At 65.2% G+C, this 11,897-nt stretch carries 16 protein-coding genes; 11 read left to right on the top strand and 5 right to left on the bottom strand.

The window, feature by feature from the left end:
• The first annotated feature begins 181 nt into the window (after nt 1-181).
• The 4 genes from LB555_RS28505 to LB555_RS28490 all read left to right on the top strand — a co-directional run bounded on the left by LB555_RS28505 (nt 182) and on the right by LB555_RS28490 (nt 4,483).
• The gene (locus LB555_RS28505; protein ID WP_140663505.1) at nt 182-766 is read left to right on the top strand and encodes a TetR/AcrR family transcriptional regulator; all 585 of its coding nucleotides are present in this window, start codon (nt 182-184) and stop codon (nt 764-766) included.
• Between the two features lie 512 nt (nt 767-1,278).
• Nucleotides 1,279-1,581, top strand: coding sequence for a hypothetical protein (locus LB555_RS28500; protein WP_015316825.1), 303 nt, complete (start codon nt 1,279-1,281; stop codon nt 1,579-1,581).
• Nucleotides 1,582-1,849: 268 nt separating this feature from the next.
• Nucleotides 1,850-3,877, top strand: a complete 2,028-nt coding sequence (locus LB555_RS28495; protein WP_224684307.1) for an acyltransferase family protein — start codon at nt 1,850-1,852, stop codon at nt 3,875-3,877.
• 264 nt (nt 3,878-4,141) lie between these two features.
• Nucleotides 4,142-4,483, top strand: coding sequence for a hypothetical protein (locus LB555_RS28490; RefSeq protein ID WP_318013047.1), 342 nt, complete (start codon nt 4,142-4,144; stop codon nt 4,481-4,483).
• A gap of 111 nt (nt 4,484-4,594) precedes the next feature.
• Here the strand turns inward: LB555_RS28490 and LB555_RS28485 are convergent, their stop codons facing one another.
• Genes LB555_RS28485 through LB555_RS28475 form a run of 3 tightly spaced genes read right to left on the bottom strand, consistent with a single transcriptional unit; the run spans nt 4,595 to nt 6,133 of the window.
• Nucleotides 4,595-5,188 carry a DUF6456 domain-containing protein gene (locus tag LB555_RS28485; protein WP_224684306.1) on the bottom strand — a complete coding sequence of 198 codons (594 nt, stop codon included), beginning with the start codon at nt 5,186-5,188 and terminating at the stop codon, nt 4,595-4,597.
• 38 nt (nt 5,189-5,226) lie between these two features.
• Nucleotides 5,227-5,598 (bottom strand): hypothetical protein, encoded by a 372-nt coding sequence (locus LB555_RS28480; RefSeq protein WP_224684305.1) that lies wholly within the window; start codon nt 5,596-5,598, stop codon nt 5,227-5,229.
• Entirely contained in the window at nt 5,519-6,133 is a 615-nt protein-coding gene (locus LB555_RS28475) for a YdaU family protein (protein WP_015316820.1), read from the bottom strand. Before LB555_RS28475 ends, LB555_RS28480 begins: the two co-directional genes overlap by 80 nt.
• A 93-nt stretch (nt 6,134-6,226) precedes the next feature.
• Here LB555_RS28475 and LB555_RS28470 point away from each other — a divergent pair, with 93 nt between their 5' ends.
• Together LB555_RS28470 and LB555_RS28465 are read left to right on the top strand one after the other, a co-directional pair.
• On the top strand, nt 6,227-6,508 hold the full coding sequence (locus LB555_RS28470) for a DUF982 domain-containing protein (RefSeq protein ID WP_140617911.1): 282 nt from the start codon (nt 6,227-6,229) through the stop codon (nt 6,506-6,508).
• A gap of 39 nt (nt 6,509-6,547) precedes the next feature.
• Complete coding sequence (locus LB555_RS28465) at nt 6,548-6,904, top strand: DUF982 domain-containing protein (protein WP_140617910.1); 357 nt, start codon at nt 6,548-6,550, stop codon at nt 6,902-6,904.
• 117 nt (nt 6,905-7,021) lie between these two features.
• On the opposite strand, the gene LB555_RS28460 is transcribed toward LB555_RS28465, so the two are convergent.
• Nucleotides 7,022-7,660: a GcrA family cell cycle regulator gene (locus LB555_RS28460; RefSeq protein ID WP_224684304.1), complete on the bottom strand. Its 639-nt coding sequence runs from the start codon at nt 7,658-7,660 to the stop codon at nt 7,022-7,024.
• A gap of 580 nt (nt 7,661-8,240) precedes the next feature.
• Between LB555_RS28460 and LB555_RS28455 the strand changes: the two genes are divergently transcribed.
• The gene (locus LB555_RS28455; protein WP_181166485.1) at nt 8,241-8,936 is read left to right on the top strand and encodes an XRE family transcriptional regulator; all 696 of its coding nucleotides are present in this window, start codon (nt 8,241-8,243) and stop codon (nt 8,934-8,936) included.
• Nucleotides 8,937-9,093: 157 nt separating this feature from the next.
• On the opposite strand, the gene LB555_RS28450 is transcribed toward LB555_RS28455, so the two are convergent.
• The gene (locus tag LB555_RS28450) at nt 9,094-9,396 is read right to left on the bottom strand and encodes a hypothetical protein (protein ID WP_015316815.1); all 303 of its coding nucleotides are present in this window, start codon (nt 9,394-9,396) and stop codon (nt 9,094-9,096) included.
• Nucleotides 9,397-9,578: 182 nt separating this feature from the next.
• On the opposite strand from LB555_RS28450, the gene LB555_RS28445 reads away from it, so the two are divergent.
• The 4 genes from LB555_RS28445 to LB555_RS28430 all read left to right on the top strand — a co-directional run bounded on the left by LB555_RS28445 (nt 9,579) and on the right by LB555_RS28430 (nt 11,856).
• Nucleotides 9,579-9,941 (top strand): hypothetical protein, encoded by a 363-nt coding sequence (locus LB555_RS28445; protein ID WP_224684303.1) that lies wholly within the window; start codon nt 9,579-9,581, stop codon nt 9,939-9,941.
• Between the two features lie 102 nt (nt 9,942-10,043).
• Nucleotides 10,044-10,670 (top strand): hypothetical protein, encoded by a 627-nt coding sequence (locus LB555_RS28440; RefSeq protein ID WP_140824353.1) that lies wholly within the window; start codon nt 10,044-10,046, stop codon nt 10,668-10,670.
• Nucleotides 10,667-11,287 (top strand): hypothetical protein, encoded by a 621-nt coding sequence (locus LB555_RS28435; RefSeq protein WP_140824352.1) that lies wholly within the window; start codon nt 10,667-10,669, stop codon nt 11,285-11,287. Before LB555_RS28440 ends, LB555_RS28435 begins: the two co-directional genes overlap by 4 nt.
• The gene (locus tag LB555_RS28430) at nt 11,284-11,856 is read left to right on the top strand and encodes a hypothetical protein (protein WP_015316812.1); all 573 of its coding nucleotides are present in this window, start codon (nt 11,284-11,286) and stop codon (nt 11,854-11,856) included. The genes LB555_RS28435 and LB555_RS28430 overlap by 4 nt, the downstream gene beginning before the upstream one ends.
• The last annotated feature ends 41 nt before the right edge of the window (nt 11,857-11,897 follow it).

The following is an 11,897-nucleotide window of genomic DNA, read 5'->3' as shown; positions in this document are numbered from 1 at the left end:
CAGCGCTTCCGCGCTGGCGCGGCCGATGCCCGAGGAGGCTCCCGTGACGAGCGCGGTCTTTCCCGAATTCCTGTTCATTTGGTGCTCCAAAATCATGAGGGCTAGCTTTTTCGCCTCGTTAGAATTATGCTCGTAATATCACATTACACTCATAATGCAATAGAAGAAAGGAATCGCAGCCATGCGCTATGAAAAAGGCCGGAAGGACGCCTCGCGCAGCCGGATCATGGAGGTTGCCGCCAACCGTTTTCGCGGTGACGGTATCGCCGCGTCCGGGCTCGCAACCATCATGAAAGACGCCGGCCTGACCAACGGGGCCTTCTATCCGCACTTTCAATCCAAGGCGGCGCTTGTCCGTGAAACCGTGGCAGCGGCCTTGGAGGATCAGTCGGACCAGATCCGCGAAGCTTTGGCTGCCGGCGGCCTGGATATGGCCATCGACGCTTATCTGTCGACGGCACACCGGGACAATCCGGGACAGGGCTGCGCGTCCGCCGCATTGCTGCCGGAGATCGCACGCGAGCCTTCCGAAACACGTCAACTCTATACCGAGCGCTTGCTGACCCAGGTGCGCCAGGTGGCGGCGGAACTGCCGCCGCGGACCCGGAATCGGGAAAGCGTTGCGCTGGGCATCTTTGCGACCCTTATCGGCGCCCTTCAGATGGCCCGCGCCGTGGACGGAACGGAACTCTCGGAACGCATCCTCGCGGCAGGGGCAGACGCGGCGCGCACGCTAATCCAGCGGGATAGCGAGGCTTCCTCCTAGGTTCGAGCGAAGCTGTAGCTCAGACGAAGTCTGCAAGGTGCCGGCAAGCTGATCTCGGCTCTCGTAGCAGAGGCGCTTGACGGTCGCTGGGCGCTGAAACTTTCCGCAAGCCGGCCTCGTTGCTGCGCAATCGCTTCCTGAGGCGATGACAAGTCCCTCCAATCAATGCCTCGCTGGCTGCGCCCGCGAGGCCTTTTTTGTGCGGCGACAAGGCCGTCCTGCCGGAACCCGGAACCATCCGCGAGCCGCGAAGTTGTCCAGACGACCTGAAGCCTGGTCGTCCAGCGTCAGCGGCGATGAGCAGCAGCGGGGAAGATTGCTCAAAACCAAGCAGTAGCCTGGAGCCGTGGCTCGCGTTCCAAATACTGCAAATATTTCAAAGGTTAGACAGAACACATTTTGGCGGAATTAGGGAATCTTGGTCTGATAAACCGGAACTTTCGGGCAAACTGTTTCGTTATAACCTTGATCGTTGCTTCGACGATCACAAAGCAACAGGGAAGGATCCAGTCATGAACATCAAGATGATCTGTCTTGGCGCGATGGCGCTTTCGATGGCCACCGGTTCGGCTCTCGCGGGAGGCAGCACGGGAACATCCGCTCTCGACGATCCTGCCAAGATGAAGCCGTTCTACACGGACTCAGGCATGAAGAAGATGGTCGGCAATGATGACTTCGTCAAAGCCTGGAAGGCCCTCACGCCCGAGGACCAGACCGCCATGAAGACCGCCTGCGCCGACGAGGCCAAGAACGCCAACCCGACCAACACGCATCCGGAGTTCTGCAGCAGCGTGAAATTGAACGGCGGCAGTTGATAACGCGCCGCAGCCGTGAAAACAGCCCCGTTCGCGGGGCTGTTTTCGTGACCGCCGTGCTTTGCCCTGCCGCTACTCATTCGGCCCCCACTCCAAGTGCCTGACCCCACGAGTTTTTGCCTCAATCAACACATTTCCCGCTTTTTTCAAGAAGAGGAAAAAACAGCGTCCTTGCTCTGGCCATGTTGCACTGCGAAATATATGCTGCATTGCAATATCGGCTACCCGGCCGGACAGGTGACGGCTGGGCGCAAACGAAGGAGCTGTGGTGGCGGCATCGTTTCGGCCTGACATACAGGGCTTGCGCGCGCTGGCGGTTGGCGGCGTCGTCGCCTACCATTTCGGCCTCACGGCGCTGCCTGGCGGCTTTGCCGGGGTCGACATCTTCTTTGTCATTTCCGGCTGGCTGATCACCACGCATTTGATGCAGGAGATCACCGAGACCGGCCGGCTCGACCTCTGGCGCTTCTATGCCAGGCGCGCACGGCGCCTTCTGCCGGCCGCCATCTTCGTCATCCTGGTCACGCTCGCCGTCGGCACCTTCATCATGGCGCCGCAGGAACAGGCGCTCTATTCGCGCGGCGCCATGTATGCCGCGGCCTACACCATCAATCTGTGGCTGCTGCGCTGGTCGTTCGACTATTTCGCCGCCGATGCCTTGAGCAACCCCTTCATCCACTTCTGGTCGCTGTCGGTGGAGGAGCAGTTCTATCTCGTCTGGCCGGCACTGCTTGTCTTCGCCGCCTGGCTGCATCGGGGCCGGCGCATGACGGTGCTCGTGATCGGTACCGTCGGCCTCGCCTCCTTCGCGGCTTGTCTCTGGCTCACCAGTCTCTCGCCGGCCTGGGCTTTCTATTTCTCGCCGCTGCGGGCCTGGGAATTCGCCGCCGGCGGCCTGGCGACCTTTGCCGCGCCAATCTTGTGGCGGCATCAGTCCTGGCTGCGGGCGGCACAGGGATGGCTGGGCTTGGCGCTGATCGCCGTCGCCTATCTCTGTTTGAGCGAAGACCTGCCCTTCCCCGGCTGGTACGCGCTGCTGCCGGTTGCCGGCTCCGTGCTGGTGCTGTTGAACGGCGCCGGCGAGCAGGGCGATGCCCCGGCCAGGACTCGCTGGCGGGCCTTGGCGCCCGCCGCCATGCTCTCGCTGCCGCCCTTGCAGTGGGTCGGCACGCTCTCCTATTCGCTCTATCTCTGGCATTGGCCCGTCATCGTCTATGCCACCATGTTGCAGCCCGACCTCGGCGTGGCGCAGCGCATCGGCTGCGCCGTGCTGGCGCTGGCGCTGTCGGCGGCCACCTACCGGCTGATCGAAAACCCCGCGCGGCGCGGCGACTGGCTGGCGGCGACAGCCAGAGCCTTTCGCTTCGACGCCAGCCCGGCCGCAGGACCGCTTCGGCTTTTCCCCGGGCTTGCCCTCGCCCCGGCCCTCGTGCTGACCGCCGCCGGCGTGGCTGCGGCCTACGCCAACGCGCATCTGGCCACGCGCAACATCGACCCCACCCAGCGCGGCATCGAAGAGGCCGCCGAACAGCCGTCCATCGCGCGCGCCGTCGACAAGGACTGCCTGCTCGATTTTCACACGGTGGAGCCGAAACCTTGCACCTTCGGGCCGGCCGACGCCGCCCACACCATCGTGCTGTTCGGCGATTCGCATGCCGACCACTGGTCGACGCCGCTGGTCGAGGCAGCAAAACGCAACGACACCAAAGTGATCACCTACCTCAAATCCTCGTGCCGCGCTTCACGCCTGTCGACCTTCAACGCCGTGCTCAAGCGCGACTACACCGAATGCGACGCCTGGCGCGAACAGGCGATTTCAGACATTATCCGCAGCAAGCCGCGCCTGGTGGTGATCTCGGAATTCTCGATCGGCAATCTGACACGCGACATGTCCGCCGCCAGCCGGAAGGCCGAGATAGCTCGCTGGCAGGCTGGCCTGCGCTCCACCTTGGAGGCCTTCAGCCAGGCCGGCGTCGAGGCCGCCGTCATCCGCGACACGCCGATCGGCGACAGCTTCGCGAACGCCTGCGTCGCCCGCGCGCTGTGGTGGCGCGAGGCGCCGTCGCTGTGCGACACGCCGAGGGCCGAGGCCGCCAATGACGACGTGGCCGCCGCCGAGCGCGCGGTGGTGAAAAGCATCCCCGACACGCTCTATGTCGACCTCACCGACCGCTTCTGCGGCCCGACCGAATGCCACGTCTTCATCGACGGCAAGCTCGCCTTCCGCGACAGGCATCATCTGGCGACGGCCTTTGCCGAGACATTGGCAGGACCGCTGGAAAAGGCGCTGTTCTAGAGGGTTTCCTTTCTCCTGCGGAAGAAAGAAGAGGCGCCCGCTTACTCGGCCCCCGTTGCATCCAGGGGAAATGGACAGCGGCGGCCAAGGTTCAAAACGCCCCCCAGCATGCTGACAGGTACGGCCAGGGCGGCATCGCCGGACAGGTCCTTTCGCGCCCCGGCAAACAGCTCGAACGATCGATCCACCGATTTATGGGAACAGGGCCGCGGCTGCAGCGTTTATTAGGCACACCTTAAGAAGGAGGTTGTCATGAAAAAGCTCTTGCTTGCATCCGTGATCGCGGCCGCTTCGGCGATGGCGGTGATCGCTCCGGCAAATGCCGCCAGCATCACGCTCGGCATCGGGAACGGCTATGATGACGACTACTACGTTCCCAGACATCGCGACTATTACCGTCACTACTCCGACGATAGCGACTATTACGGTGGCTACTCCGACGATGGAGCCTATTACCGCCGTCACCACTATCGTTATGGCGTGTACGACGACGGCTACCGGCCGCGCTATTACGGCATGTACCATCGCCGCTGCCACACCGAGTTGGTGAAGCATTGGCGCCACCACCACCGTGTAATCGAGAGAGTGCGGGTCTGCGGCTACTGACCTTGGGATTTGGCCCGGCCGGCGTTAGCCGGCCGGATCAATATTGCCGTCCGGCTTGCGTAAAACACCAGCATCTGCCGGCGCGCCCGCATCGTCGGGGTTGAACTAACCCTAACGCCTCATCATCATCCCATAGTGCACGGCCAGCAGGTCGAGCCCTACCTTCAACAGCCTTGTCACCACATCGCGGCCTTCGCCATCCTGTTCGGCCACGGTCTTCACCGGCTGTTCCAGGCACACGACCTTATGCACGATTGCCGCCACGTCCCAATGCCCGAGGGCCCGTGTCGCGGCGGCGTGCGTGCGGCCGGCGTTGAGCACGCTGTCGGCGATGCCGCCGCCGATGCGGCCGCCGTCGACGCGCTCCGTCCAGCGCATCGGCTTGATATCGGCCTGCTGGCTGCACCGGAAGTGCTCGCGGTAGCGCATGCCGGCCTCGCGCTGTTGGCGGGTCAGCGAGGTGATGCCCAGCAGCGGGTCGACATTGCGCATCCGCACGATGCCGCCGGTGGAAGTGTGGCCGTCATTCGACACCTCGTAGACGCGCCGCGCCTCGGCCGTGCCCGGTGTCAGCCGCTTGCGGCCGAAGGCATCGTCCTTCAGCGCGAAATCATGGCCGACCTCGCGACGGATGCGCACCTGCTCGGCCTCGCCTCTCGGCAGTTTCGGCGCTTGCGGCCTGGCGGCCTTGGTTTTTTTGGGCATGGGTGGCTCCTTGGTTGCGTTCGAGTGGTGGCCAATTCTCAGTCGGCTCTGGCGTGGCCGACGGCGTCCCCCTCTCCGTCCCGGCTTCGCCGGGCCACCTGCCCGCCGCTTCGCACAGGCGAGGAAACCAGGCCGGCGCCCCTCCGCGCCAGCAACTCCCGCATCACCCGCCGCTCGCGCACTTCGATGCAGAGCTGCGCGCTCGAAGGGCAGAACTGCGCGTTGCCGCTCCTCACCTCGCCGCGCACGAAGCGCTGGATGGCGGCCTGCAGGTCGCCCAGCTCGGCATCCCTGATCGCGCCGAGGTAGCCGCGCAGTTGCATCTCGACGTCAGTCAGGGCGGATTGCGGGAAGCAGGAGAACATTGCCGCCAGCGCCTTCGTTGCCTGCTGCAGTTCGACCGTGGTCATATCCGCGGATCTCCTCGATGATGGCGTTGGCGGCGTCCCCGTGGGTTTTCGGCCTGGTCCAGCCCGGCGGCTTTTTGAGCCGGCCCGGTCTTTCGCGCCCTTCGCGCGCTGAAAAAGCCGAAGCTTTTTCCATCTGGTTTCTGGACTCTGGAGAATGCCGCGTCAAAACATCGGCATTTGCTTGGGTATGCGCCTTTGTTTTCAAGGCGGTGGCGGCTCCGCCGCGCGCGCCGGCGGCCGCTCTCGCCTCGCTCTTGAGCCGCGCCTTGCGCAGCTCCTTCGTCAGTCTCTTGTGTCCGATCTCGTCGCCCTCGCGCTCGAAGAAGGCGAGCAGCTCGGCACTGATCGCGCGCCATCGCTTCAACGGCAGGCGCGCCACGCGCGCCAGCCTCGCGTCATCCTCGGGCAGGCTTCCCCCGGCGTTCCACATCGCCATCAGCAGCAGCATGTAGGCGCCGATCTGCTCGGTCGAGAGTTGCAGCGTGTCGCCGACGAAATCGGAGACGTAGAGCTGCATGAAGGGCCGTTCGCTCATGCCGCGCACCACCTCGTTCTTACAGCCGCGCTAATGGAACCCGCCGCCGGTCCGGACGTTGTGACGCGTCCATGCCCAAGGGGAGGATTGCCCATGACGGCTTTCATGCCGGTGACCCTGCGTTTCTGCGACAACAAGACCATGCTGGTCGGCTCGGTGGCCGATGCGGCGACAGCGCTTCGTCACCAATGGCCCGACAAAACCGCGCCGGGCTATCTCGAGGCGGCGCGGCTCGTCCGGCTCGCGGTCGAGGGCACTTGCTGTCCGCGCCCCGCCTTCGAGGCCTTCCGCGAGGCGGCCAGGCAACAAGGCATATTGGTGGCCAAGCCAAGAAGCCGCGCGCATGAGTGGCTCGACGCGGCGGCGAGCCCCTGAGACGGCCGCGATGCAACCGGCGGCAGGCCTTGTGCGTTTATGAGCGTCGGCTCGGAAGCCGCGCCCGCACCGAAGGTGAATGCCGTGGGTACGATGAAGACCGGAGTGCCGCTCAAAGTCTCCCTGGACGGCCATGTCGAGGAGATCGAGACTGTCAGCGAGGCCGCCGATTTCCTGCAGCGCTGGCCGATCGAGCGGCGGGGCCACGTCTATCGCAGCGCCCTCAACGCCTGCAGCGCCGCCATCGCGGCGCAGATCTCCCAATCCGATGCGATGAAAGTGTTCACCGGCTTTGCCCGGGTTGCCGGCATTCTGGTTGCCGGCGGCGGCCCGGCGACGATGCTGGAGCGACGGGCGGTGCAGCCGCCCAAACAAGGGCGCCAGATGCCGAAATAGCGGTGCGGCGCGATAGGCGTTCACGGTAATTCTCCCGGTATTGGCGGCGATCGAAACTGGTGACGGCGGCGTGAGAAGCGCCTTTTCCTCCATTCAACGGGGAGAAGGGACCGAGCTTCACCCGGCTTCGCAAACAGGGCGGTGAAAGCGCGCCTGATGATAGCTGCAGTAGCTTTTCAACGCCGTGGTGCGCATGCCGCAGCACAGCATGTCCTGGCCGGGCCGTCCGCCGGGCTGACCATTTTTAGCATCTTCCTCCGGCGCTGGGTCGAGCGGAGCACGGCAGCGGGTGAACAGGCAATCGATGAAGCGCATGGCCACGCCATGCGGCTGCCGGCCGATAGGACCGCGCGGCGACGCCGGCACCTTGAAGCGGTAGGTTTGCCCATCAGCGATCAGCACGCCCGCCTCGCGTTGGAAAAGCCGTGGCCGGACGGGCGAAGGGGCCTGCTTCGGCCGCACGGCCGGTGTGCTCCCCGGCTGCGGGATGGCGCCGGCACGGCTCGTTGGAGGTTCCGCCTTGGCGGCTCGGCTCGCCGCCGTGGCCATCGCCGTGCCGGCCGCCGACGGGCCCTTGCCATTGGCGAAGCCGATCGCGCCCAGCATGGCATTGCGATGGACGATGCCGATAATGGCGTTGCGCGATACTGGGCTGCCGCGCTGTGCGCTGAACGCCGCCGCGATCCTGGAGGCCGAAAGCCCATCCCCGAGCCAGGCGGCAATCGCCTGCAATTCGCTGTCACTGTAGCTTGCCATGTCCGTCTCCATTGCGCGGCCAGCGGCCGCCGTGGACGGCGCCGTCAGGCAAGCGTGGGGTTTGCCCGCGGCCGTCATGGGCGCTGTCGGGCCTGGTCGGCCTGTCGGCCGCTGGGATTGCTGTGGACGAGCCGGCTCTCAGCCTCGCCGGGCGACCTGCGGCGAGGCGCGCAAGCCGCGCCCGCGCCAGGTCTCTATCGGGGGGCCGAACCAGCCCTGCCCGTCATCGGCTCGTACAGGATCTACGGTGCCGTTCTGCGTGCGACAGGCAACACCCGCGGCCGGGTCGAATGGGGGGCCGGAGCCGCGGCGAGCGGCGGCTCCGGCCGTTCCGGCCGCCGGGAACGGGCGGACCGGACGCAAGGCCGATGCACCAAGGCAATCGGCTTCGCGCTTCGCCCCGGCCGGGGAGGAGGCGGCCGGGGCGGAAGGGAAAGGGCAGGCCGGCAAGGCCGGTCTGGAGGTGCTGTCGACTCTGAGAGGGTTGAGCTTTTGCATAAGTCGATATAAGCATAACTCAAAAATTCATGCAAGCCATTCTTTCATGGACGAAAGCAGGACTTGCCGGTCACATGAGGCCATGGTGAAAACGCAACTGTCGATCAGGGTCGGGGCCGCGATCCGCCAGGCACGCAAGCAGCGTGGCCTGGTCATGCGCCACATCGCCGAGCACAACGACACCGATGTCGCCGCCGTCGGCAACTGGGAAACCGGGCGCAACCTGCCCAAGACCGAAAACTTGCTGAAGACCGCCGCCTTCCTGCGCGTCGACCCCGTGGCGCTGGGCCAAGGGCAGGTCGTCTTCCTCGACGATGCCGGCCCGGTGGCGGACGCCGAGATCGTCACCGACGCCGGCCCGCTGCCGGCCGGAGCGATGGACATTCCGGTGCTGGGCGCCGCCGTCGGCGGCGACGACGGCGACTTCACCTTCAACGGCGAGCCGGCAGGATACGTGCAGCGTCCGCCAGGGGTCCGCAACCTGCCGAGAGTATTCGCGCTCCATGTCCTCTCGGATTCCATGGTGCCGCGCTACGAACCCGGCGACATGATCTATTGCGGCGGCCGCGACGCGGTGCCGGGCGACCATGTGGTGATCGAGACCTTTCCCGACGAGAACGAGAAGAACGGCAAGGCCTTCATCAAGAAACTGGTCCGGCGCACGGCGGGTGAGCTGGTGGTCGAGCAGTACAATCCGCCCAAGACGCTGACCTTCAATCGCTACGCCATCAAGCACGTCTGGCGGGTGATTCCGCTGAAGGAACTGCTGGGATACTAGGCCGGGCCTGCGTACCGCGGGCTATGGCCCGCGAGCCACGATAGCATTCAGCGTCAAGGACAACACCGTGACGGTCTTGCAAGCCTTTCACGCAGGGCGAGACGTTGCCCTCTTCGACGAAGACGACGTCTGCTGACGACTTGGCCAGCCGGCGCCCTCAAGCCCGCCTCGACCCCTCCAGCGGCACGTCGCGGCCGCTCAGCATGCGCGCTTCCGAGCGCACGCGCTGGCGCTCGTCGATGAAAGCGGCCTGGATCGAGATCGCCGTGCCAGGCAGCCCGTCGGCCCGGCAGGCCGAGCAGACAATGCGGCCCGACAGCGCGGCCAGCGGCGTGCTCCCATTCACACCGAAGCGCTTCAACTGATCGGGCCGCCACCACCTGTTGCGGCCGCAATCGGCGCACTCGACCGACAGCGAGGCGACCTGCGCGATCACTGCTTCCCTGCCTGGCAACGCCATCACTTCTCCGTCCTTTTGTTCGTGCTTTGTTCCTATCTTCCCGTGTTTCGAAGCAGGAGTCGAGTCGCAGTTTCCAAACTCCTCCAAAAGTCTCCCTTCTATGTACGTTTGAGTTATGCTTATATCACACTTGCAAATGTGAGTCGGCGCGGGATCACCTCGCGCCAGATCCGGGAGCAAGAATGGATGCCGCCGATTTCGCCCGCGCCTGCGGCTACACCGGCGACAGTCCCGCCTTGCTCGAAGCCTTCGAGGCGATCCGCCGCACCGGCATCGCGCAGGCCCGCCTGGATCATTTCAGGCGCAAGGCCGTCATCGACGAGTTGAAGCGCGCCGAGCCGCTGTTCCTGGCCGCGATCGACCCGGCGCTGTCGGCGCACGAAGCCGTCGAGGATGCAGCCCGTTTCATCGCCGGCTGGCGCAACATGCCGCGCTGGCGCCAGGAACGGCGCCTGGCCGATCTTGCCAGGGCGAAGCAGCAGCGGCTCGTGGCGCGCTTCTTCCGCCGTTTCGGCCATCGTCTTTGGGCACTTGAAGTAGCCTGAGGCCCGAGCACGGCTGGACCGAGCCATTTGCGGTTTCAATCCCTGATTTTTCTTTCTAGATTGCGCCTGGGGTGCCTGTTCGTTCGACGCACATAATTTGGAATGTTCAAGACTGCCCGCTCAAAAGTTCAGACCTGGATAACGGCCGGCGCGGGAACCATTGCCGCCTTGTTCGTCGCCGGCCTGATGGGGGCATTCGGCGCCCTGCCCGCCCATGATCCACCACAATTGCCGCCAGACGCCGTCATCGAGGCCGGCCGCTGGCGCCTGCAGCCGGTGCGCGCCTATGTCGGCCATGCCGGGGTCCACGGCGTGCCGCTGAAGCCGGGCCAGAAGGCACTGGTGCTGGAAGTCGACATGACCAACCGCACCGCGCAATCCGACAAGGGCTATTTCAACGTCTTCGCGCCGGACGGCGTGATCCTGTCCGATCCCGTGCCGATGATCGTGTTGACACGCGATTCCACGATGACGCCGGAACTGCATCCCGGCATGACCGAGCGCATGGCCTATGTCTGGCCGCTTGCCGGGGACGCCGCCGTGCCGGCAAGCCTCGCCTTCGGCGTCACCGCCGAGATCTTCAAGCCGCGCGACAATCTCTATGGCACACCAGGCTGGTACAACCCCTACCGGCTCGGCACCGTCACCTTGCCGGTCGCCGACCTGCCGGCGGCCGGGCAGTCGCAGAGTGGGCAGTCTCAGAGTGGGCAGCCGGAAAGCGGCCCATGAGGATACGCGTGCTTGGCAATCTCGCGATCCTTTGCGCCACCGTGGTGCTGAGCTACGGCATGCAGATGACGAAGCCGCATTATGCCGACCTCACCGCACCTATCCCCATCAATGGTTCGATGCATGACACGGTGCGCGCGCGCAGCTTCGCTGTCAGCTTGGACAAGGTGATCTTCGCGCGCCGGCTCAAGACCAATCAGTTCGGCCAGGAGAAGCTTTTGACGACCAGCGGCCTATGGGCGGTGGTAACAACAAACCTCACCGCGACCAGCACCTCCACCGCGGTCGCCGACGGCTTCTGGCAAGGCCCGACCGGGCTGCGTTATCACCAGACGGAGCGGCTGGGCTACCGCCCCGACATGCCGCCGCACGGGGTCGATCCGGGCCTGGACAAGCGTAGCCTGTTCGTTTTCGAGGTACCACCGGACCAGATCCGCGGCGCCAGGCTGCTGATATCGGCGCGCCAGTTCGGCCCGCTCGACGGGCAGGCCCGCATCAGCCTCGACGCGCTGCCGACCGGCGCTGACGGCCAGCCGGCCGACATCCTGCCGGAATTCGACCTCGACGCGGCGCCGGGCCTGACACCGCAGGACAAGACACCGCAGGGCAAGACATGAGCGCCGTTTCGACAGACACCCCGACCGTGGACCGGCAATCCGAGCGACGATGGCGCCGGCGCGGCTTGATGGCGCTCGCCATCCTGCTGCCGCTGACACTGGCCGAGACCAGCCATGACAGCGTCCGCGAATGGCTGCATGGCGAGGACCTTATCGCCAGGGATGTCGAGTTCGGCCAATCCGTGCCGTTCGGCGGCAGCGGCTGGAAACTGGCCGATTTGCGCGGCGGCAAGGCCGGCCGCCTGCCCAACCACGCCTTCGCCGTCATCGCTACCTTCACCGTGACCATTGGCGACCCAGACCTGCAGAAACAATGGCTGGGCTGCAAACTGATGCTGACCGATGCCGCCGGGCGCCGATGGCTGCCCGATTTCATCAGCGGCGTCAGCCTGCCCGACGGCGTGATGAATTGCGCTTCGGCCATCTTCTCCGGCGCCAAAAAAGGCGATGTCATCACCGTCGGCGACACCTTCATCGTGCCCGAGGACGCGGTGAAAACCATTCGCCCCGCCGTCGGGCTGGGCAGCGAACGGCCGTGGTATCTGCGTTTCCAGCGGCCGCCGAAGTGACAGCGCCCCAGGCTCGGCTCTGCAAGGCCGGCGCCAACAAA

Origin of the sequence: Mesorhizobium sp. BR-1-1-10, assembly GCF_020165595.1 — a bacterium.
GTDB classification, from domain to species: Bacteria; Pseudomonadota; Alphaproteobacteria; order Rhizobiales; family Rhizobiaceae; genus Mesorhizobium; species Mesorhizobium australicum.
The sequence above is the reverse complement of the archived record's forward strand: the minus strand, read 5'-3'. Positions and strand labels throughout refer to the sequence as shown.